The following is a 22487-nucleotide window of genomic DNA, read 5'->3' on the forward strand; positions in this document are numbered from 1 at the left end:
TGCTTATATCACTTAAAATAAGTAATATAAGCATTTATAATATGTTTCAGTGGAATTTAGATGGTTATTATTCTTAGAATCATCCATCTAAATTCCTAGAAACTATAGTACATTTATTTATTTTAATTAGTAACTAATTTATTGAATTCCTATAACATCACTCATGTCATATAATCCAGGATTAGTTACAGAAGCCATATATTCACACGCTTTTAGAGCACCAACTGCAAAAACTTCTCTTGAAATTGCTTTATGAGTTAATTCTATTACTTCACCAGTTCCAGCAAAAATAACATCGTGGTCTCCAATTATACCACCGCCTCTAACTGCATGTATACCAATTTCATTTTCTTCTCTTTTTGAATTTCCTTCTCTTCCATAGATGTACTTTGTTGTATCTTCTATAGAATTTTTTATGGAATCAGCAAGCATAATTGCAGTTCCACTTGGAGCATCTACCTTTTGATTATGATGCTTTTCAATTATTTCAATATCATAGTTTCCATAGAGTAGAGGAGTTACTTTCTTTAAAAGAGAATTAATTAAATTAATACCAAAAGACATGTTGCCTGATCTAAATAGTTTAAGAGTACTACTCTTTTCATCTATTAAAGCTAAGTCTTCTTGTGTAAATCCAGTTGAGCATATTACTAATGGTTTGTTAGTTTTTTCTGTTATTTCCAATAGACTATGAAGAGCATCAGCTCTTGAAAAATCTAATAAAACATCATATTCGATATTTAAATCCTTAGTGCTTTCAAAGATAGGATATGGAGCATTACTTGGAAATTTATCAATTCCAGCAACAATCTCTAAGTTCTTAAATTTATCAGCGCACTCTGTAATCATCTTACCCATCTTACCTGAGCAACCATTTAATACTATTTTTATCATATTATCACCTTATATCAATTTATAATCTAGCAAAGCAGCTTTTAGTATTTCCTCATTGTTACTATCCATTTCACAAAGTGGAAGTCTTAAAGGTCCAACATCTAGGCCCATAAGGTTCATGGCTGTTTTAACTGGGATTGGATTTGTTTCTAAAAATAAAGTATTTGCTAAAGATAAAGTGTCTAATTGAATATCTAAAGCTTCTTTAAAATTATTAGATAAACATTTTTCAGCTATTTCATGAACTTTATTTGGAATTATATTAGCTAAAACTGAAATTACACCTATACCTCCAATGGACATTATAGATACAATTTGATCATCATTACCAGAATAAATATCTATAGAATCTCTGCAAAGTTCCTTCATTTGAAGTATTTGGCTGATATTTCCGCTAGCTTCTTTTATAGCAACAACATTGCCTAATTCAGCAATCTTAGCTAAAGTTTTAGGTGCAATATTAACACCTGTCCTACTCGGTACGTTATAAAGTACAATAGGAGTATTAACTTCATCATTTATAGCTTTAAAATGTTTTATCAAACCATTTTGAGTAGTTTTATTGTAATATGGTGTAATAACAAGAAGTCCATCTACTCCAACACTTTCTGCATATTTACTCATTGAAATAGCAGCAGCAGTATTGTTTGAGCCGGTCCCTGCAATTACAGGAATTCTTTTGTTTATTACATCAACTGTAAATTTAATTGTATCTTTTTTCTCTTTTTCTGTCATCGTAGTAGCTTCACCTGTAGTACCACAAATTACAATGGCATCAGTACCTTCTTTAACGTGCCATTCTAGTAAATTTTTAAGTGATTCGAAGTTTACTCCATTTTCATTAAATGGCGTAACTATAGCTACAGCTGAGCCTTGAAATATTGACATTCAGATTCCTCCAACTTAATTACTAAGAACTATTTATTATCTTTTATCATTATTTCAGCAATTTGAATAGCATTAAGTGCTGCACCTTTTCTTATGTTATCACCAACAACCCATAGATTTAAACCATTATCCACACTAAAATCTCTTCTGATTCTTCCAACATAAACGTCGTCTTTTCCTGAAACTTCAAGAGCAGTTGGATATTTTAATTCGTCTACTTTATCATATACAGTTACACCTTGAGTGTTTCCTAGTAATTCAAAAATATCTTTTACATCAAATTCAGAATTAAGTTCAACATTAATACTTTCACTATGTCCGTTAAGTACTGGAACTCTAGCTGTAGTTGCTGTTACTCTTAAATCTGGCTCGTGTAGAATTTTTCTAGTTTCTTTAATCATCTTTTCTTCTTCTTTTGTGTAACCATCTTCTAAAAATACATCTATATGAGGTAAAACATTACCAGCAATAGGATAAGGGAATTTCTTAGGTGCAACCCCTTTAACACCATCCTCTAAATCTCTTATACCTTGGATACCAGCTCCAGATACAGCTTGATAAGTAGAGTATACAATTCTTTTAATTCCATATTTATCATGTAAAGCCTTCATGATTGGCATAGCTTGAATTGTTGAGCAATTTGGATTTGCAATTATTCCTTTATGAAGTTTGATATCTTCTGGATTAACTTCTGGCACTACAAGTGGTACCTCAGGATCCATTCTCCAAGCGCTACTATTATCAATTACTACAGCCCCATACTGTGCAAAAACAGGTGCAAATTCTTTACTAGCATCTCCACCGGCTGAAAATAGTGCATAATCTATTTTTTTATCTTTTATATTCTTTTCACAAGTTTCCTCAACAACATAATCCTTTCCTTTAAATGGTAAAGTACTACCTTCAGATCTTTTTGATGCGAAAAGATATAAATTATTTACTGGAAAATTTCTTTCTTCTAAAATTTCTAAAAATTTTCTTCCTACATTTCCAGTAGCCCCAACTATTGCAACATTATACACAATAATCCCTCCTAAATTTATTTATTAATATTTTTATATATACAATTACTATAGTTAAATATTGAATAAATATCAAGTCAATGAGCAAAATAAGTTGAAAAAAACTATTCATAAACAATTATTTATTCCATTAATTAGGGGAGATATGAAATAATGTGTATATTTATGCATATATATGCAAGAAGTTGAAATAATTATTAGTATCTATTACGTAGTACAAATCTTATAAAATATTATAAATTAAATGTAATTTCTGTAAAAATATATTTTTATAGAATAGTAAAGTGATAGAAGGAAATAATATTGGATGAAAAGATAAACTTTACAATTTATTTTTATAGTGTAATTTAAGCAACTTAGAATTTTTTTATTTCTTTATAAGTAAAGAAATATCAATAAAAAACTAATTATTAAGATTGGTAGGGATAAAGAATGGGTAATAAATCTGTAAAAAAGACAATAAAAGCAAAGCTTAAAGCAAATAAAGAGCTTACTGAAGCTGAAAAAATGAGAGAAAAAGTTAAGTATGAAATTGCAGAAGAACTTGGTTTAATCGATAAAGTTAATAAAGAAGGATGGGGAGGACTATCTTCTGAAGAAACCGGAAGAATAGGAGGAATAATGGCTAAAAGAAAAAAAGCGCCAAAGTAAATGACAAGCTTCTATATTTTTACTAATTTGACTAAGTAAATAATTAAGATATAATATATTAGATGAATTAGTAAATTTACGTTAAGGGCGTGATAAAGCAGATGGCTTATAAAGAGTTTGCCAACATATATGATGAATTAATATATGAGGATATTAATTATGATAAAGTTGCAGATAAGATTATAAATATATGTAGAGAAAATAATTTAAAATTTGAAGATTATTTGGATTTGGCATGCGGAACTGGAAATGTTTCGATTAATGTAGCAAAATACTTTAAAACTGTTTATGCAGTAGATTTGTCAGATGATATGTTAAATGTAGCTTTTGATAAATTTAAAAAGAATAAAATTAAAGCAAAAGTAATTTGTCAAGATATGTGTGAGTTAAGTTTAAATAAAAGGTTTGATCTTATAACTTCTGTTCTTGATTCAACTAATTATATAACAGAGGATGAAGATTTGCTTGATTATTTCTCAAATGTATATGAACATTTAAAGGAAAATGGTATATTTATTTTTGATATAAATTCGTATTATAAACTTTCTACCGTTCTCGGAAATAATATATACACTTACAGTTCTGAAGAAATTTTTTATACATGGGAAAATTCATTTGAAGATGATGTATTAAATATGTTTTTAACATTCTTCGTAAAAACCGAAAATGAATTATATAAAAAATTTGAAGAAGAGCATTTTGAGAGAGCTTATAAAGAAAGCTATATAGAAGATATATTAAAAAAATGTAACTTTAGAATAATAAATAAGTTTTCAGGATATTCTGATGAGGAAGTAAATGAAAATAGTGAAAGAATACTTTACATAGTAAGTAAATAAGATATGAAATAGGAGATGAGATAACAATGGAAGATAAAATAGTTAGAGCAACCGCTAAAAATGGAATGGTTAGAATAATAGCAGGAATCACTACGAATTTAGTAAATGAGGGTAGTAAAATACATGAATGTACACCTGTAGCCTCAGCAGCTTTAGGGAGAATGTTAACTGCAGGTACACTTATAGGAACTACACTAAAAAGTGAAAAAGAAGTTGTAACTTTAAAAATAAATGGCAATGGAGAAATAAACGGAATAACAGTAACAGCACATAGTGATGCATCTGTTAAAGGATTTATTGGAAATCCATATGTTGATATGCCTCTTAATGAAAAAGGAAAATTAGATGTTGGAGGAGCTATTGGAACAGATGGTATTTTATATGTAATAAAGGATTTAGGACTTAGAGATCCATATATTGGACAAGTGCCAATACAAACTGGAGAAATAGCAGAAGATTTTGCATATTATTTCACAGTATCAGAGCAAACACCATCAGCAGTGTCACTTGGTGTATTAGTTGATCGAGATTTATCTATAAAAGCTGCAGGTGGATTCATAGTGCAAATGATGCCGGGTGCAGATGAACTTCTTGCAGATGTTATAACATATAGATTAGAAGAAATTCCACCAATAACTACATTAATAAGTGAAGGAAAAACAATAGAAGAAATTTTGGAGTATATTTTTGATGGAATGGATTTAAAAGTATTAGATTCTTTAACTCCAGAATATAAATGTGATTGTTCTAGAGAAAGAGTTGAAAAAGCCTTAATATCTATTGGAAAGGAAACTCTTCAAGAGATATATGATGACAAAAAGAATGAAGAAATAGTATGCAACTTTTGCAATACTAAATATGAATTCACTAATGATGAAATAGGAGAATTATTAAATAATAGTAGATAAACATACTAAAATTATAGAATAAAAATAATAAGAAGATACAGAGAATAATTTGGAAGACTATGAAAAAGCAGATTATTCTCTTTTTTCGTGCATAAATATTATAGCAGAATATTTTTTATTTTAATGAAGGAGTGCATGTTATGAAAAAATTTTTGGATATTATCTTTGGTATGATTATTATAGTATATATTGCAGTAATAAATATTATAAGCAGCTCTAAAATCTCATTTAGTATTCCTATTTTTATTTTAGGAGTTACTTTAATAATATATCATTTTATTAAGAGGAGAATAGAAAGTAATAAGCTTATATATAGGTATTTTAAAGTTTTAAAAGTACTAATTTGCATAGGGGTTATATTTTTTTTAGGAATAGAAATTTTTATAATTAATTATCCTAAATATAATAAGGGGAATGCAGATTATATTATTGTTTTGGGAGCAGGACTTGATACTAATTCTAACCCAAGTTTAATCCTTCAAGGAAGGTTGGATGCAGCTTTAGAATACATAAAAGAAGATGATTATAGATTCATTGTTTTATCAGGAGGACAAGGATCTGACGAGAAGCTGCCAGAATCACATGCAATGAAAAAATATTTATTGGATAGGGGAGTTGACGAGAAAAAAGTAATAATTGAGGATAAGTCAAGGAATACGGATGAGAATTTTAAATTTTCAAAAGTAAAAATAGAAGAGAATAGTGGAAGACCTCTAGATAAACTTAATATTGAAATAGTAACAAGTGATTTTCATGCTCTTAGAAGCAGTATCTTAGCAAAGAAAAATGGATATGTAAATTATAGTAATTATTCTAGTCATACTGTATGGTATCTAATCCCTATAACATATACAAGAGAAGCTTTTGCTATTGTTAAAAGTATAATATTTGATTAATATTAATATACAATTGAATTTTATTAACTTGAAAGGATAGCTTAAACAATGAGGATAAATAAATTATTTAGTAACTATGGAATTTGTTCTCGAAAGGAAACAAATAGATTGATTGAAGAAAAGAGAATTATTATAAATGGAAGATATTGTGTTGAGGGACAATGGGTAAATGATTCAGATGAGATAATATTTGACGGTAAACCAATTTCTACAGTGGAAAAAGTATATATTATCTTGAATAAACCAGTTGGAATTACTTGTACTGCAGAGAATAAAGTTAGTGATAATATAATTTCCTATATGAAATATCCACACTACATATTTCCAGTTGGTAGATTAGATAAAGACTCGCAAGGTCTTATTTTAATGACTAATGATGGTGAAGTTGCTAATAGGATTTTAGAAAGTGATAATATGCATGAAAAAGAATATTTAGTTCAAGTAAATAAAAACTTTGATGATGAATTTTTAAAGAGGATGTCTGATGGAGTGGAGATTACAGGAAATAAAGGTTCTGGTGTTAGAAGGATAAGTGATAAATTAGGTTTATATAAGAAAATAGAAGATAAAGAAAATCGACTAGGGGAAGAAAATCTAGGTGACTCATCCATAGTACAGTTGAAAGAATTGAAAAACATAGAACATGAAAAAAATAAATTTGTTAAAACAAGACCATGTCAAGTAGAAAGGGTAGATGATAATACATTTAAAATTATACTAACTCAGGGGATGAATAAACAAATCCGTAAGATGAGCGGAACTTTAGGTTATAAGGTTATTAAACTTGAAAGAATTAGAATAATGAACATAAGGCTTAATGATCTGGAGATAGGAAAATGGAGGTACTTGGAGGAAAATGAAATAAAAAGCCTTAAAAATGAATTGTTTAGGTAAAATATATTTTAGTTAACACCAATTTTGGGCTAAGCTTGATAAGCATATAAGTAAACTTTATTGAAAAGGATATATCCCTATGAGATAATTAAATTAAATATAGTAAAGTTACAGTTAAAATTATAAGTAAATTCTATAATATAGGGATAGGGATATTTAGCCTTTTTATTATATAAACAACTATAGTTTTGAAGAAATATTTTGATTCACATGGAGAGATAGTATGAAAAAAGAATTGATAAAAGCAATTGAAGCAGCAGAAAGATATAATTTATTTTTAAAGGTAGTGACATCAGTTAGAAGCTACGATTCATATAACAGCTTTTTTAATATTTACGATGAACATGAAGAGGCATGCAGAAGAATTGTTGTACTTACTAAGACAAAGGAATTGGAAGAAGTTTATGATGAAGATCCAACAGAAGAAATAAAAGAATGCAAAATAGTTCAAGGTAATTTATGGATAAAGGATTATTCCCTGTTGACGAATCCAGATAAAATAAATTTATCAAGTTTATATGTTATTAAGAATTTGATTGAGGAACTATTATGAAAATAAAGAAACGTCTAACCATTTCAAATATATTCATGTTAATTATACCTGTAATTATCATATTTATTATTGCATTTATAATGAATATTCCATTTTCAAAGGCTTATGAAAATAAATTTGAAGGTTATAGGGAGCATGATCAGAATGCTTATTTCATTCAACAAAGTTTAAAACCAGATATGAGAAATATAGAAAATAAAAATGATTTAGATAAATTTCCAGAGCAATTACAGAAATTTCTTGATCCTAAGGGATATCATCTAATAATAACATATGATGGGGAAATTGTGTCATCAAATATTGAAGATAAGGATAAAGAAGCTATTTCGATGATAGGAGATGATGTACTTTTTAAATCTAATTCATTAGTTTTAGAGATGAACTCTATATCCTTAGTTAAAAATAGCTTTGTTAAGGATAATAAAGTAGTAAATATTATTGCAATAAATCCATCATATAAACCTGTAAGGATTGACATAAAAAATGAAATGTCAACTTTGGTAATAAGCTATATAATAATAGTTATTATAGTTTCACTAATTGTTGTCACGATAACTAATGCTATACTATCCAGTAAGATTTATAAGAAATTGATTCGCCCTTTAGAACTTTTAAGCTATGGGGCTGAACAGATAAAAAACGGAAATCTGGACTTTGAAATGAATTATGAAAGTGATGATGAATTTGGACAAGTTTGTGGTGATTTTGATGAAATGAGATTAAGATTAAAACATTCGGTCGATATGCAGCTAAAATATGAAGAAGATAGAAAGCAACTAGTGGTAGGAATATCCCATGATCTAAGAACACCATTAACTGCAATTAAAGGTTATGTGGAAGGATTACGTGATGGGGTAGCAAATACTCCTGAAAAACAAAAAAAGTATTTAGACACAATTTATACTAAGGCTTGTGATATGGATGTATTAGTTGATAGTCTGTTCCTTTTTTCTAAATTAGATACAGGCAGGTTTCCATTTAAATTTGATTTAGTAAGCATTAGGGAATATATAGAGAGTTTTTACAGGTGTGCTAAGAAAGAGTTTTATGGAAAAAACGTTGAAATTTCATTTGAAAGTAAATGTGAGAATTCAACATTAGTGAAACTCGATTATAATGAAATAAATAGAGTTCTTCTGAATATATTGGATAATAGTGTTAAATATAAGCAGAAGAATTTAGTTAAAATAAAAATTAAATTGTATGAAGATGAGGAATTTGCAATATTAGAAATTAGTGATAATGGTTCAGGAGTTCCTGATGAAGAGCTTTCAAAGTTATTTCTAAGTTTTTATAGAGGAGATGTTTCACGAACAAAGCCTAATGAAGGAAGTGGACTTGGATTAGCTATAGCAAAACATATAATAGAAGCGCATGATGGAGATATTAAAGCTTTTAATAATGATGGACTTACAATAAGAATAACATTACCTAAAAGATAATTGTAAAACAGAGATATATTATAAAGTAGGGAGGATAGTCAATGAAAAAGATATTGATAATAGAAGATGATGAAAGTATAGCTGAATTAGAAAGAGATTATCTGGAGATAACTGGATTTAAAACAGAAATTGCTCAAGATGGATATAAAGGACTAGATCTTGCGCTAAATGAAGAATTTGATTTGATACTTTTAGATGTTATGCTGCCAGGAAAGGACGGATTTAAAGTTTGTCAGGAGATAAGAGCTGTTAAAGAAATACCCATTTTGATGGTAACTGCTAAAAAAGAAGATATCTATAAAATACAAGGACTCGGCATAGGTGCTGATGACTATATTGTTAAGCCATTTAGTCCAAGCGAACTTGTAGCAAGAGTAAATGCACATATTTCTAGATATGAACGTCTCACAACCATTGAAAAAAATAGCGATAATGAAAAAAGTTCAATAACTATTGGGCGTATTAAAATTTTACTTAAAGCAAGAAGAGTTTATATAGGGAAAAATGAAGTTAAATTTGCTAACAAGGAATTTGAACTTTTAATGTTCTTAGCTTCAAACCCTAATATCGTATTTTCAAAAGATACATTGCTAGACAGGATATGGGGAGAAGAATCTTTAGGAGATAGTTCTACTGTGACTGTACATATTAATAGAATAAGGGAGAAGATTGAGTTAGATAGCAGTAATCCTGAGTATATTGAAACTGTGTGGGGAGCTGGATATAGATTTAACTTATAAATTTATAATTATTTGATATTGAACAAAAATATGTTTATTTTAACAATGATTTATATCATAAGCCTAAAAAACATGGTATGGAGAAAAATAACAAAAATCATGAAATGCAATCTAGAGGTGCAATTAGCATTTGTAAAGAAATACAAAAGTTAATTGCACCTCTAGATTTTTTATTTATAATTATTAAATTTAACATGAATTTAACATTTGTTTATATTCTGTTTATATATGTGTAATAGAGATGTTACAATCCTTTATTATAATTAGAAAATAAATTTAAAATAGAATAATATTACTAAATGACAAATTGAGGAGGAAACAAGATTGAGAAAAACATTTATAAGTTTTTTAATTGGAGCTTTAGTGGTTTCTAGTAGTATATCAATGATTAATATACCAAGTGCATATGCTGACACTACTGATAATAGTACAATTAACGAAGTGCCTGATGATAGCGGGACGATTAAAGTATCATTAGAAAACATAAGAGATATCATGACTGAAAATAATTTAGATATTAAGATTAAGAAGAATAATTTAAAAATAGCACAAGAGGAATATCATGATGCATTAGATGATTATGATAGTGCGAAGAGTGCATATGATACTTATAGTGATAAAGAGAATATCGAGTCAAACTATGAAGCGGCAAAAAATGCTTATGAAAATTGTACAGATGTAACTCAAAAGGAAACTCTCAAAGCAGCTTTCGATACAGCAAAAGCAGCTTATGATGCGAAAAATGCTTATGATAATGCTGATACAACTTTAACGACAAAGCGAGATGCTTTTAAAACAGCTAGGGATGATTATAATAAGGAAATTGAAGATCAAGTATACGCAGCTCAACAGGCATACATAACTTATTTGTCTGATTTACCAAATGAAAAAATAGAAGAAGATACAGTGAATATTAATACTAAGAAAGAACAAATATATAAACTTCAATATGATAGTGGTTTTATATCTAAAAATAAATATACTGAATTATTACAAGGAAATACTTCAGTTGACGACTTGAATTCGTCAAAGAATACGGCAGAGCTTGATAAACTTAAGCTATTCAACTTACTTGGAATAAGTTCTGAGAGTAAAGTTACATTTGAAAATGATATAGATAAAAATTTTGATGTTATACCTAAAATTAATTATGAAGATGATTTAAGCAAAATGCTTGAAAATAATATTGATATAAAACTTCAAAACGATGAGATTGATGATTTAGATGATGCTGAAGATGATTATGATAATAAAGATATTTATGATAATAAAGTTGAGGAAGCAAATAATAAATTAAAGTCGCTAATGAATAGTACTGAGACAAGCTTTAAGAAACAATATAATGATTTAATGACTTCTTACAATTCAATAAAAAGCAGTTATGATGTGATAAACCAGAAACAAAAAGAATATGAAATTGAGCAAACAAAATATGATTATGGATTTGTTTCAAAAAATGATGTCGATGCTGCGAAATTGACTTTAGATAGCAAGAATGCAGATTTTATAAATAAAAGAAATCAATGCTATTTATCTTATTTAAAGTACATTGAAATGAAAGAGGGTTACTAAAATTGAAGCTTTTATTTAATAAAAAAACTTTGGCTAATAAAGAAATTATAGAAACAACTGAAGCAAGCAAGAAAAAATTTTTGACTAAAAAGAAAGTTATAAGTTTAGTTGCGATATTAGTTGTTTTAGCAATAGGAGCAGGTATTTATAAGGTTAAATTTGCTAAAACAAAAGTAACACAAAGCAGCGTTAAGTATACAACTCTTAAGAAAACAAATATTGCTACAACAATTAGTTCATCAGGCGCTATAAAGAGTGGAGATTCAACCAATATATATTCAAATTTAGAATATAATGTTGCATCAATTAATGTTTCAGTTGGAGATGTAGTAAAAAAAGGGGATGTGCTTGCAACAATAGACACATCAACTCTTCAAGAACAACTTGCTGAGGCAGAACAAACTCTAAATGCAAATGAGCAAAAAAATCAGTTATCATTAACAAGCGCAAAACAAAAATATGATAATTTGCAATATTTACATGATAATAATTTACAAACTGATATAATAAATGCTGAAAAAGCTGTTGATAGTGCAAAACTCGATATGGAAGATAAGAGTAAAGTTTATGAATATGATAAGGTCATGTTTCAAAATGGCGAAATTTCTCAGCAAGATCTAAATACAGCAAAAACAAATTATGAAAATTCTAAAGGGGTTTACGATAAATCAACGGTTGCATTAGAAGCAGCGAAAGTTAATGCTGATCAAGCATTATCTGAAGCAAAAACAGCTTATGAATCTGCTCAGGCAGCGGCTAATGATAAGAGTAATAGGCTTGCATATGAAGACAAGAAAAAGAAATTGCAAGATGCTCAGGTTGTAGCGACTGTAGATGGGACAGTAACTAATGTAAATGCCGTAGTAGGTATCCAAGCATCTGGGGCATTATTTGTAATTCAGGATTTAGATAATTTAATTGTTAATGCGAGTGTTGATGAAACAGATGTCGCAAAAGTAAAAGTGGGACAAAAAGCTCAAATAACAACGGATGCTTCAGGGGCTGATATTATTGATGCAGAAGTTGTAAGTGTTGAACCAGTTTCTAGTACTGCCAGTGCGAGTACAAGTACAACTAGTAGTAGTAACGGTAAAACTAGTACTAGTACTAGTAGCACTAGTAATACGACAAGCAGTGATGTATCTTTCACAGTTAAGGTACAGTTAACCGGTAAAAATGATAAGGTGAAAGTAGGTATGAATTCAGTAGTAAATATTATCACAGATGAAAAGGACGATATTTATTCAGTACCATATGGAGCAGTAATTAATAACAATGGACAAAACGAGGTTTATGCAGCAGTTGAACAGGGTGGAAAATATGTCGTTAAGGAGATTCCTGTAACTAAAGGTATAGAATCAAATGCAAATGTTGAAATTGATGGTTCTGATCTATCAGATGGAATGATTATACTTAATGAACCAACAAGTTATAAAGTTGGTGATCCAGTAGAAATAAATTCTAGAAAAGCAAAGTAGGGGGTGAGTGTCTTTGAGTAAAAATATAATAGAAATGAAAGACATTACAAAAAGCTTCTATATTGGAACTCCGAATCAATTAAATATTCTAAAAGGAATTGATATTAGTGTAAAAGAAGGAGAGTTTGTATCAATAGTTGGTTCATCTGGATCTGGAAAAAGTACATTAATGAATATTATAGGTGCACTTGATAGAGCAACTTCTGGGAACTATATTTTAGATGGTACAAATATTAATGAAATATCTGATAATGGGTTATCGGAAGTAAGAAATAAACAAATAGGTTTTGTATTTCAGACATATAATCTAATTCCAAGAAGTTCAGCTTTGAAGAATGTGGAATTGCCAATGCTTTATTATGGAATGAGTAAAAAAGATAGGAGAATACGTGCAGAAGAACTTTTAGATCTTGTTGGAATGAAAGATAGAATGTCTCATCAACCAAATGAACTGTCAGGAGGACAAAAACAGAGAGTAGCTATTGCTAGAGCATTAGCTAATGATCCAAGCATAATACTTGCGGATGAGCCAACAGGTGCCCTTGATTCAGCAACTGGAAGGTTAGTTATGGATTTATTCCATAAGGTTCATGAACAGGAAGGTAAAACTATTGTATTTATAACCCATAATAGCGAACTTGCGGAGGAAACAGAAAGAATTATAACTTTGAAGGATGGAAATATAATATCTGAGAAAAAGAATGATATGTATTATAAAAGATTTCCAAAAGAGGACAACGTATGTTTATAAAAGAAAATATAATGCTTGCAGTTGCAGGCCTTAAATCTAATAAAATGAGGGCACTACTTACAATGCTCGGAATAATAATAGGGATAGCATCAGTAATTGGTGTTGTTTCAGTGGGAAATGCAATGACCTCTTCTTTAACAAGTTCAATGTCATCGATGGGTGCAACCAACATTACAGTTAATGTACAAGAAAAAAGTAGTATGACAAGTACATTAAATTCGCCGAACTCTAATAGTTCAAGTTCAAAAGGCACAAATAATTCTAATTCAAAAAATTCAGGCTCGAAAAATTCAAATAAAAATTCACAAAATAATAGTGGAGGTGCACAGCCAGGAGGAGGTGCACCACCAGGTGGAGGTGGAGTACCGGGTGCAGGCGCTATGAGAGCATCGAGTGGAGGAGGAATGCCTCCGGGAGGTTCAGGAAGACAAGGAAAATCAAGTAGCACTGCAAAAGATATTGATCTTATGACAATGGAACAGATAAATGATTTACAAGAAAATTTTAGCGACGAGATAAGTTCTTTAAGTGTATCGGAAAATGGCAGTTCAGGCAAAGTTAAGAATGATTCAACATATGCTAATATAAGTACAGTGGGTACAAATGTTGGGTATAAAGATGTTAAGAATTTGGAAATGGCCGAAGGAAGGTACCTTTCACAAAATGATATTGATGGAGCAAAAGATGTTGCAGTAGTTTCAGATAAATTAGCATCAAAGATATTTGGAACAAATGTAGATCCCATAAACCAAGATATAAAGGTCTACACATCAAATGCAATTTATACCTACACAATAGTTGGAGTTTATAAATATAAAGCTTCAGGAGGAAATAGAACAACATCTGATGAAAATTTAACTACTGACTTATATATTCCGGTTACTGTAACAAAGAAGACAGCAACTAATAAAAATTATCAGACATTTCAGATAAAAGCCAAAGATGATGTAAATGTTCAATCATTTACTAATGAATTATCAGACTACTTATCGAAGCTTTATGCAAAAAATGCAAAGTTTGAAGCTCAAGCAAGCAATATGGAAAGTATGCTTGAATCAATGACATCAATGATGACTACAGTTGCAGTGGCTATATCTGCTATTGCGGGAATTTCACTCGTAGTTGGTGGAATTGGAGTTATGAATATAATGCTGGTATCTGTTACAGAAAGAACAAGAGAAATAGGAACTAGAAAAGCACTTGGAGCTAAAAGCAGTCATATAAAGATGCAATTTATAGTTGAATCAATTATAATATGCTCGATTGGTGGTATTTTAGGAATATTACTTGGTTTAGGTGCAGGAGCAATTGGTTCAAAAGCCATGGGATATGCAACTACGGTATCACCATTGGTTATTTTAATAAGTTTTTCATTTTCAATGTTTATTGGAGTATTCTTTGGATATTATCCGGCAAAGAAAGCAGCGGAACTAGATCCTATAGAAGCACTTAGATACGAATAGAATAGACTTTAAAATAATTTTTAATGCCATGGAGTTATTCTGTATTATTACTCCATGGCATTATTATATTGCTATTAAACAAAAATTTCATAAATTCCAAAAGCGATTAATACACTTCCCGAAATACAATTTGAATATTTAATTAAAAGGTTTGAAAGGTTAATATCGCGATTAAAATAGCCTATATATACAAATAAGATGGAAATAATAAAATTTAAAAATACGCTTATACTAAGATTAACACCTGTTATACTGGCAGCAAAATTTGTACAAATATTGTTTAGAGATATTGCAGCAGAAAGAGCTAAACATTCTTTTAGACTTATATTACGAGATTTATTTAAATTTAGAATATAAGGGTCATCCAAGATGTTTTTATATTTAAAATAACTTTCATAATAAAAGGAAGTATCGTAACCAAGACGTTTTTTTTCTAAGCGAATATATTCAATTATAAAAGAAATACCAATATAACTTAAAAGAATAGCACCAAATATATTACTGATCTTAGGATCTATTAAGGACAGAATTAATTTACCAATATACATAGAAACAAATGTACTAACAGAAGTTACTATTGCAAGTAAAATTGTATTTGACTTAGATAAATGTATTTTCTTAATTCCATAAGATAAAAAAACTGATAATGTTACTATATTTGTTGAAATAGCTAATAAAAGAGGTGATATAAAAATCATATGGAACTCCTAAAAATTATTTTAGTATAATATATTCATTTTATTTAAAAAAAGATTGTAATATGATAAATTTATAAGATATTTAAGATACTTTTGGTATTTGATTGAAAAAAGAATGAAATATTTGAATATTGAAAGCAGTGTTGTAAAATTCACAAATATTAAAGAGAGCTATTAATTATGTAAAGTAATAACATAATTAATAGCTCTCTTTATTTTAATTAGCTTGGTTACTCCATTTTTTAAAATTAAAATAATTAACTAGTATGACAATAAAAAGCATAACAGCAAATACATATAACGAATACTTTATACTAATTCCTAAAAATGTATAAAGTAGAATTATTGGTGTATCTGCAAAAAATATTGTTAAAGTATATTTAATAAAGCTAATTTCAGCTAATACAGAAAAGAAACAAATAATGTCTGTGGGTACAACTGGAGAAGATACCCCTAAAGCTAGAAGTTGCACATTATTTTTTTTAATCATGTTGTATATTTTGGGATATTTATTTACTATTTTATTTTGGTAACTCATTCCAAACGTAAGTCTTGCAAAGAAAAATAATAGAATCTCACTTAATAAATTCGCTGTTGCAGTTAAAATAAATGCTTCATATGGATTAAATAATATTCCGCCAATAATTATAAAAATTGTACAAGGAATTAGTGTGAAAATTCTTAGCGATGCAATTATGAAAAATAAAATTGCACTGAATTTTCCATATGTATTTAAAAAAAATATTATCTTATTAACTCCATCACTATATAATTGATACTTAAAAAAAACAAATAAGATTGATATCCAAAATACAATAACAATACCTTTGAATAACTTACTCATTAAATTTACCACTCCTTTTATACTGAACTTAAATAAAGCAAAAAAGTTTTTAATAGCAATATTTCTACCTTACTATAAACTATTTTACCAATAAATTATAAGAAAATGTTAAAATTTTGGAAATCTTTCGTTTATTTTAAGAATTATTAATAACAATAAAGTAATAGAAGATATTTTAAACTTAAGGTATAATATAGTAAAAACATAACATACTAGGGGGCAGTTGTATGAGTAAATATTGGAATGATAAAGTTAGAGAAATAGAGCCTTATGTGCCTGGGGAGCAGCCTAAGGATCGAAAGTACATAAAATTAAATACAAACGAAAATCCTTATCCACCATCAGATAAAGTTTTAGAAGCCATGAGGAACGAGGTTAATGATGATTTGAAACTTTATCCAGATCCAACATGTAATGAGTTAATAAGTGAAATAGCTAATTATTATAGGCTAGATGATAATGAAATATTTATAGGAAATGGTTCGGATGAGATTTTGGCGTTTTCATTTATGGCTTTTTTTTCAAAGAACAAAAAAATATTATTTCCAGATATAAGTTACACTTTCTATAAGGTTTATGCTGAACTTTTTGATTTAAATTATGGATTAGTAAAATTAGATGATAATTTTGATATACCATTGGAAGAATTAAAACAAACAAATGGTGGAGTAATAATACCAAATCCTAATGCTCCAACAGGAAAATATATAAATACAGAAAGATTAAAAAGTTTGATTGAAGCTAATAAAGATAGCGTAGTTATTATTGATGAAGCGTATATAGATTTTGGCGGCCAGTCAATGGTTAAATATATAAATGAATATGATAATCTTTTAGTAATTCAAACATTATCAAAATCACGTTCATTAGCTGGATTAAGAGTTGGATTTGCACTAGGTCATAAAGATTTAATAGAGGGATTAAACAGAATTAAAAATAGTATAAATTCTTATACCATAGACAGAGTGGCTTTAGCTGGAGCTAAAGCAGCTATTCAAGATAGTAAATATTTTGAGGAAATAACTAAGAAAATAATAAAAACAAGAGAAAAAGTAGTTAAGGAATTAGAAAATTTAAATTTTAGAGTTTTAAAATCAGAATCAAATTTTGTCTTTGCTAGTCATAACAATGCTTCTGGAAAGTTTCTTTATGAGAATTTGAAATGTCAAGGAATACTAGTAAGATATTTTGATAAAGAAAGAATAGATAATTTTTTGAGAATAACAATAGGAACCGATGAAGAAATGGATATTTTGATTGAAAAATTAAGATTAATTTTGAGTAATAATTAGAAAGAATTATGATAAAAGTATAGTTAATTTAGATGCAATGTGCTAAATAGGATTACTTTTGGAAATCCGATTTAATGAATTGTATCTAATTTTACTTATAAGAGAATGTTATTAGTCATATAGATAGGAGTTAAGGATATTGATATAATGAAATTTTTGTCTGAATTTATGTTTAGGCATTTTTGAAATTAACAGAGAAATTTTAATTTTTGAAGGAAGGTTTAATTTTATGAAATTATGTGTTAATAAAGAATACGTTTTAGGAGTTGCAAAGGAGATATTAGAATTTGATAGTCCAACTGGCTTCTGCTTTGAGATAATTGATAAAATAAGAGATATAGTTAAAGAACTAGGATATAGTTTTGAAACTACCAATAAAGGTTGTGGAATAATAACTATAAAGGGTAAATCGGATGAAAAAATATTAGGATTATCTGCCCATGTAGATACGTTAGGAGCCATGGTCAGATCAATAACTTCAGATGGGAAGATAAAGTTCACTTTACTTGGAGGACCAATTGTTCCAACTTTAGACAGCGAATATTGTACAATACGAACAAGGGAAGGAAAGAAATATACAGGAACATTCTTAAGCACAAGTCCTGCAGCCCATGTTTTTGAGGATAGCTCAAGTAAAACAAGAGATCCGAAAAATATGGAAATAAGAATTGACGAAGAGGTTCATTCAAAAAGTGATGTTCAAAAGTTGGGGATTTGTGTAGGAGATTTTATATTTATTGATCCTAAAACAACAATTACTGAGAGCGGGTTTATAAAGTCAAGATTCATTGATGATAAAGGTAGTGTTTCTTGTTTAATGGGTTTATTGGAATTATTTAATAGAGAAAAAATCGTTCCTAAATATACTACAAAAATATTAATTTCAACCTATGAAGAAGTTGGACATGGAGCATCATATATACCAAGCGATATAGCTGAGATGATAGCGGTAGATATGGGATGTATTGGGGATGATTTAACTTGTAGTGAATATGATGTATCAATATGCGCTAAAGATTCAGGAGGGCCATATGATTATAATATGGTGACAAAACTAATTAATCTTGCAAAGGATAATGAGCTTAAATACGCTGTAGATATCTATCCAATGTATGGTTCGGACGTAGGAGCCGCTTTAAGAGGTGGGAATGATATACGTGGAGCATTGATAGGGCCTGGGGTTCACGCATCTCATGGGATGGAAAGGACTCATTATAGTGCTCTTGAAAACACTATTAAATTATTATATTTTTACTTAACTAATTAAAAATATAATCATAATCTATTAATAGGATTGCAGAATTAAATGTATAAAGTAGTTTTTGAGATGAAAAGTAAAGTAATATAGATACATTTTAGGAGCAATTTTAGTAACTTTTGTATAATTTTATTATGCAGAATGAGGGGATTGATTATGGATATAGAAAACTTAAAAAGGCAATATGTGGAAGATAAAAGTGAGAAAGAATATATTGAAAATGTAAAGAGAACTGCAATGGTATTATTAAAACAATTAATAAACCTCGATAAAGAGATATGGGAAGAATGCAGTAATATATGTCATATATATATAGCAAATATTAAAAAAGAATTTTGTAATTATTTTATCAAAAATGGCTTTGAAATTAGACAAGGAACCGAGATAATTGCAAAATATGAATGTTTAGAAATAAAATTATTAAAATTGGCAGAGGATAGTAAGTATGAGGCTAAATATATCCTTACAATTGGAGGGGATAAGGAATTTTATATTAAATTAAGACCTTCTAATAAATATAAAAGAATGATTTCATGGAACTATCCATTATTTAATAACGATGAGGCCAATATAAGCAGGGAAAATGGAAATAAGGCTATAGCTGATTGTAATGATTTAGAAAAATTAAAAAAAGCAAGCGAGTTTTTTAAAAAGAAAATAGAAGAATTTAATGAGATATTAAGTGACATTAATTCATTTAGATATATTTATACAGAATACGAAAAAGATAAAACTACTGATGATAAAGTTGAATTCGATACATTTGAGGAATTGTTTAGATCATTATAGATATATAACTATAAATATTGTTGAAATAAAATTATAAAGAATAAGTGGATAAAATATAAGGTATATAATTATCTAATATTATCTTTACTCTATAATAGGATTTTAGAGATTAAAATAATTTTAATGGACAATAGACAGGTTTGATATATTAGTATATCTAATTGCATAAAGAGAATAATTAAAATAAATTTTAAGGCGATTTTAATTTGGAGGTATATTTATGAAAGCATTTATATTTGATATGGATGGAGTAATTATTGATAGTGAACCAATTCATTTTGAGGTGGATATGCAAACTATAAGAGAATTAGGTTGTAATATTTCGGAAAAAGAATTGGAAAAATACGTAGGATCAACAAATGAATATATGTATACGGATATAAAGGAAAAATATAATATAAAAAAATCATTGCAAGAAATAATAGATTATAAAGTAGAATTGACCAAAATGAAGATTATTGAATCTCATTTAGAGCCAATAGATGGAATCAAAGAATTGTTAATAGAATTAAAGAATAGAAATATTCCTGCTGCAATAGCATCATCATCACCTAAAGATTTAATTGATATAGTTGTATCAAAGTTTAAATTACAAGAATACTTTAAATATATTATAAGCGGAGAAGAAGTTGAAAGAGGAAAACCATCACCAGATATTTATATTGAAACATCAAAAAAATTGGGAATATCACCAAAAGAATGTGTCGTTATTGAAGATTCTAGGAATGGAGTATTTGCTGCAAAAGATGCTAAAATGAATTGTATAGGATTTAAAAATATTAACTCTGGAAATCAAGATTTATCTAAAGCAGATATAATTGTTAACTCAATTCGAGATATAGATCTAAGTAATATTCTAGAAAACCATATAATTTAAAATTATATAGAATAAATGAAAAAAAAAGCAGATACTATTAAATTCCCTAAAATTGATTTTTTTAAAATTATTTGAGATTATACGTCTAAAATGGTATAATTTATATGAAAAAAATCAAGGGAGACGATTAGATGCGACGCAATAAAGTAAAAAAAATAGCAATATTAGCAGTATTTTTATGTATTAATAGTATTCCAGTAATAACTTATGCAAAAGACGCAAGGATTAATGGGGAAGTTGTAGAAAAGAGTAGTGTTGAAATTAATGACAACTGGCTTACAGAAGAAGTAGCCAAGCAGTTAGGTAAAAAAGTGGACAACTTAACAGAAGCAGATTTTTTGAATATCAAAAAAATTGATTTAAGCCATAAAAGAGTTGGTAATAATATACCGGAAGAAATAAAGATGTTAAAGAATCTAGAGTATCTAAACTTAAATTCTTGCTATATATATGAAGATATTCCTGATTATTTAGGAGATTTACCTAGATTAACTTATTTAGATTTAGGAAATAATCAATTAAAGAGATTACCTAAAAATATAACTCAAAAAATAGTAAATGGTACTTATACTTATTGCGATGTTGAAGGAAATAAGTTTAGGTTAGATAAGGGATGGTATTTTTTAAAGGGTAAATGGTGCTATTTGGATAGAAATGGAAACAGGCTTAAAGGAACTGAAACTATTGATGGTAAGGAATATCAGTTCAATGACGATGGTAATGTAAAAGATGGTTGGGAAAGTGATAAGGATAAGAATTGGTACTATTATGACAGAATGAACGGTGTAATAAAGAATGACTGGAAACAGATATCTGGAATTTGGTACTATTTTGATAAAGATGGAAAAATGCAAAAAGGATTGCAGACAATAAAGGGCATTAAATATTTCTTCAATGATAATGGAGCAATGGCAACTGGATGGGTGAAGATAGATAATAGCTATTATTATTTTTCAGGATCAGGAGCAATGCAATATGGATGGTTGACTTTAAATGATAAGATTTACTATCTGGATGGTACGTCAGGCATAATGGCATCAGGGGATACGGTTATAAACGGTAAAAAATATAGATTTTCCAGTGATGGTTCATTAATTAAGAATGTATGGCTAGATAATTATACATACGTTAATCCTAGCGGTGAAACAGTGAATACTTCCTCTAATTATTCGCATTCAAGTACAAATTATCAATTGTTTAAATATATGACTAATGTGAATAATCAATTAAGCGTAGATAGTACTGCTGTTGCATTACATGACGGCATTACTAGTAATAACTGCGTGTATTTTACATCTGAAGCGTTAAGAAGAATAGGTGTTAATATACCAACTTCAACAGCAAATACATATCAGTTAGAGAACATATTAAAGAATATGGGATTTGTTTATAGTTATGATTTTTCTCAAATTAAACCAGGAGATATTGTATTTACAAATAATTATACTCATGTTTATATCTTTATGGGTTGGGACAAAGATGGATATGCTTATATTGTAGATAATCAAAGGACAAGCTTTGGAAATTTAGTACTTCATAAAAGGCTTATTCTTCAAGATACTGCAACAACAGATAGAGCGACTCATTTCTTCTACTATCCATATTAATTCTGTTGTTAATATGAATAAAAAAATATATATATTGCAAAAATGATTCTTCATCATAATTCTAAAAATATTACAAGAATTATAGCTGTAATTGTGAATTGTGAAATGTGCATTGTGAATTGCAACATATA

General features: G+C 28.5%; 22 protein-coding genes. 17 read left to right on the forward strand and 5 right to left on the reverse strand.

Annotation, left to right across the window (positions count from 1 at the left end; translation table 11 throughout):
• Positions 1–138 precede the first annotated feature (138 nt).
• From dapB to PZA12_RS09320, 3 genes are read right to left on the reverse strand one after another with little or no spacing between them, the layout of a single operon-like run.
• Complete coding sequence (gene dapB, locus PZA12_RS09310; protein WP_078117087.1) at positions 139–894, reverse strand: 4-hydroxy-tetrahydrodipicolinate reductase; 756 nt, start codon at positions 892–894, stop codon at positions 139–141.
• Between the two features lie 9 nt (positions 895–903).
• Positions 904–1782 carry a 4-hydroxy-tetrahydrodipicolinate synthase gene (dapA, locus tag PZA12_RS09315; RefSeq protein WP_078117086.1) on the reverse strand — a complete coding sequence of 293 codons (879 nt, stop codon included), beginning with the start codon at positions 1780–1782 and terminating at the stop codon, positions 904–906.
• Between the two features lie 29 nt (positions 1783–1811).
• Positions 1812–2804 carry an aspartate-semialdehyde dehydrogenase gene (locus PZA12_RS09320; RefSeq protein ID WP_041895813.1) on the reverse strand — a complete coding sequence of 331 codons (993 nt, stop codon included), beginning with the start codon at positions 2802–2804 and terminating at the stop codon, positions 1812–1814.
• Positions 2805–3236: 432 nt separating this feature from the next.
• Here PZA12_RS09320 and PZA12_RS09325 point away from each other — a divergent pair, with 432 nt between their 5' ends.
• The 12 genes from PZA12_RS09325 to PZA12_RS09380 all read left to right on the forward strand — a co-directional run bounded on the left by PZA12_RS09325 (position 3237) and on the right by PZA12_RS09380 (position 14991).
• Positions 3237–3455 (forward strand): small, acid-soluble spore protein, alpha/beta type, encoded by a 219-nt coding sequence (locus PZA12_RS09325; protein ID WP_077837053.1) that lies wholly within the window; start codon positions 3237–3239, stop codon positions 3453–3455.
• A 101-nt stretch (positions 3456–3556) separates the two neighbouring features.
• Positions 3557–4294 (forward strand): class I SAM-dependent DNA methyltransferase, encoded by a 738-nt coding sequence (locus PZA12_RS09330; RefSeq protein WP_077837052.1) that lies wholly within the window; start codon positions 3557–3559, stop codon positions 4292–4294.
• A 26-nt stretch (positions 4295–4320) separates the two neighbouring features.
• Positions 4321–5202 carry an Hsp33 family molecular chaperone HslO gene (hslO, locus tag PZA12_RS09335; RefSeq protein WP_077837051.1) on the forward strand — a complete coding sequence of 294 codons (882 nt, stop codon included), beginning with the start codon at positions 4321–4323 and terminating at the stop codon, positions 5200–5202.
• A gap of 140 nt (positions 5203–5342) precedes the next feature.
• Positions 5343–6098 carry a YdcF family protein gene (locus PZA12_RS09340; protein WP_078117085.1) on the forward strand — a complete coding sequence of 252 codons (756 nt, stop codon included), beginning with the start codon at positions 5343–5345 and terminating at the stop codon, positions 6096–6098.
• 48 nt (positions 6099–6146) lie between these two features.
• On the forward strand, positions 6147–6992 hold the full coding sequence (locus PZA12_RS09345) for an RNA pseudouridine synthase (RefSeq protein WP_078117084.1): 846 nt from the start codon (positions 6147–6149) through the stop codon (positions 6990–6992).
• 223 nt (positions 6993–7215) lie between these two features.
• Positions 7216–7545, forward strand: coding sequence for a hypothetical protein (locus PZA12_RS09350; protein WP_078117083.1), 330 nt, complete (start codon positions 7216–7218; stop codon positions 7543–7545).
• Positions 7542–8987 (forward strand): sensor histidine kinase, encoded by a 1446-nt coding sequence (locus tag PZA12_RS09355; RefSeq protein ID WP_078117082.1) that lies wholly within the window; start codon positions 7542–7544, stop codon positions 8985–8987. The genes PZA12_RS09350 and PZA12_RS09355 overlap by 4 nt, the downstream gene beginning before the upstream one ends.
• A 41-nt stretch (positions 8988–9028) precedes the next feature.
• On the forward strand, positions 9029–9727 hold the full coding sequence (locus PZA12_RS09360) for a response regulator transcription factor (RefSeq protein WP_017212993.1): 699 nt from the start codon (positions 9029–9031) through the stop codon (positions 9725–9727).
• Positions 9728–10051: 324 nt separating this feature from the next.
• The gene (locus tag PZA12_RS09365; protein WP_078117081.1) at positions 10052–11299 is read left to right on the forward strand and encodes a TolC family protein; all 1248 of its coding nucleotides are present in this window, start codon (positions 10052–10054) and stop codon (positions 11297–11299) included.
• 2 nt (positions 11300–11301) lie between these two features.
• A complete protein-coding gene (locus PZA12_RS09370; protein ID WP_078117080.1) occupies positions 11302–12777 on the forward strand; it encodes an efflux RND transporter periplasmic adaptor subunit in 1476 nt (491 codons plus the stop codon).
• A gap of 13 nt (positions 12778–12790) precedes the next feature.
• Positions 12791–13528: an ABC transporter ATP-binding protein gene (locus PZA12_RS09375; RefSeq protein WP_078117079.1), complete on the forward strand. Its 738-nt coding sequence runs from the start codon at positions 12791–12793 to the stop codon at positions 13526–13528.
• Positions 13519–14991 (forward strand): ABC transporter permease, encoded by a 1473-nt coding sequence (locus tag PZA12_RS09380; RefSeq protein WP_078117078.1) that lies wholly within the window; start codon positions 13519–13521, stop codon positions 14989–14991. Before PZA12_RS09375 ends, PZA12_RS09380 begins: the two co-directional genes overlap by 10 nt.
• A 74-nt stretch (positions 14992–15065) precedes the next feature.
• Here the strand turns inward: PZA12_RS09380 and PZA12_RS09385 are convergent, their stop codons facing one another.
• Complete coding sequence (locus tag PZA12_RS09385) at positions 15066–15689, reverse strand: manganese efflux pump (RefSeq protein ID WP_078117077.1); 624 nt, start codon at positions 15687–15689, stop codon at positions 15066–15068.
• Positions 15690–15906: 217 nt separating this feature from the next.
• Positions 15907–16533 carry a VTT domain-containing protein gene (locus tag PZA12_RS09390; protein WP_041895826.1) on the reverse strand — a complete coding sequence of 209 codons (627 nt, stop codon included), beginning with the start codon at positions 16531–16533 and terminating at the stop codon, positions 15907–15909.
• A 227-nt stretch (positions 16534–16760) separates the two neighbouring features.
• On the opposite strand from PZA12_RS09390, the gene hisC reads away from it, so the two are divergent.
• The 5 genes from hisC (at position 16761) to PZA12_RS09415 (ending at position 22356) form a co-directional block, all read left to right on the forward strand.
• Entirely contained in the window at positions 16761–17825 is a 1065-nt protein-coding gene (hisC, locus tag PZA12_RS09395; RefSeq protein WP_078117076.1) for a histidinol-phosphate transaminase, read from the forward strand.
• A gap of 229 nt (positions 17826–18054) precedes the next feature.
• On the forward strand, positions 18055–19092 hold the full coding sequence (locus PZA12_RS09400) for a M42 family metallopeptidase (protein ID WP_078117075.1): 1038 nt from the start codon (positions 18055–18057) through the stop codon (positions 19090–19092).
• 147 nt (positions 19093–19239) lie between these two features.
• A complete protein-coding gene (locus PZA12_RS09405; protein ID WP_078117074.1) occupies positions 19240–19872 on the forward strand; it encodes a hypothetical protein in 633 nt (210 codons plus the stop codon).
• A 220-nt stretch (positions 19873–20092) separates the two neighbouring features.
• Positions 20093–20749, forward strand: coding sequence for an HAD family hydrolase (locus PZA12_RS09410; RefSeq protein ID WP_078117073.1), 657 nt, complete (start codon positions 20093–20095; stop codon positions 20747–20749).
• A 131-nt stretch (positions 20750–20880) separates the two neighbouring features.
• Positions 20881–22356: a leucine-rich repeat domain-containing protein gene (locus PZA12_RS09415; protein ID WP_078117072.1), complete on the forward strand. Its 1476-nt coding sequence runs from the start codon at positions 20881–20883 to the stop codon at positions 22354–22356.
• Positions 22357–22487: the final 131 nt, after the last annotated feature.

This window comes from Clostridium beijerinckii, assembly GCF_036699995.1.
In the GTDB taxonomy this organism is placed as follows: Bacteria; Bacillota; Clostridia; order Clostridiales; family Clostridiaceae; genus Clostridium; species Clostridium helianthi.

Coding starts and splice junctions, on each gene's coding strand:
- PZA12_RS09340 (WP_078117085.1), top strand. CDS start 5,343: ATGAAAAAATTTTTGGATATTATCTTTGGTATGATTATTATAGTATAT.
- PZA12_RS09350 (WP_078117083.1), top strand. CDS start 7,216: ATGAAAAAAGAATTGATAAAAGCAATTGAAGCAGCAGAAAGATATAAT.
- PZA12_RS09405 (WP_078117074.1), top strand. CDS start 19,240: ATGGATATAGAAAACTTAAAAAGGCAATATGTGGAAGATAAAAGTGAG.
- hslO (WP_077837051.1), top strand. CDS start 4,321: ATGGAAGATAAAATAGTTAGAGCAACCGCTAAAAATGGAATGGTTAGA.
- dapA (WP_078117086.1), bottom strand. CDS start 1,782: ATGTCAATATTTCAAGGCTCAGCTGTAGCTATAGTTACGCCATTTAAT.
- PZA12_RS09385 (WP_078117077.1), bottom strand. CDS start 15,689: ATGATTTTTATATCACCTCTTTTATTAGCTATTTCAACAAATATAGTA.
- dapB (WP_078117087.1), bottom strand. CDS start 894: ATGATAAAAATAGTATTAAATGGTTGCTCAGGTAAGATGGGTAAGATG.
- PZA12_RS09410 (WP_078117073.1), top strand. CDS start 20,093: ATGAAAGCATTTATATTTGATATGGATGGAGTAATTATTGATAGTGAA.
- PZA12_RS09355 (WP_078117082.1), top strand. CDS start 7,542: ATGAAAATAAAGAAACGTCTAACCATTTCAAATATATTCATGTTAATT.
- PZA12_RS09330 (WP_077837052.1), top strand. CDS start 3,557: ATGGCTTATAAAGAGTTTGCCAACATATATGATGAATTAATATATGAG.
- PZA12_RS09360 (WP_017212993.1), top strand. CDS start 9,029: ATGAAAAAGATATTGATAATAGAAGATGATGAAAGTATAGCTGAATTA.
- PZA12_RS09400 (WP_078117075.1), top strand. CDS start 18,055: ATGAAATTATGTGTTAATAAAGAATACGTTTTAGGAGTTGCAAAGGAG.
- hisC (WP_078117076.1), top strand. CDS start 16,761: ATGAGTAAATATTGGAATGATAAAGTTAGAGAAATAGAGCCTTATGTG.
- PZA12_RS09325 (WP_077837053.1), top strand. CDS start 3,237: ATGGGTAATAAATCTGTAAAAAAGACAATAAAAGCAAAGCTTAAAGCA.
- PZA12_RS09380 (WP_078117078.1), top strand. CDS start 13,519: ATGTTTATAAAAGAAAATATAATGCTTGCAGTTGCAGGCCTTAAATCT.
- PZA12_RS09390 (WP_041895826.1), bottom strand. CDS start 16,533: ATGAGTAAGTTATTCAAAGGTATTGTTATTGTATTTTGGATATCAATC.
- PZA12_RS09415 (WP_078117072.1), top strand. CDS start 20,881: ATGCGACGCAATAAAGTAAAAAAAATAGCAATATTAGCAGTATTTTTA.
- PZA12_RS09345 (WP_078117084.1), top strand. CDS start 6,147: ATGAGGATAAATAAATTATTTAGTAACTATGGAATTTGTTCTCGAAAG.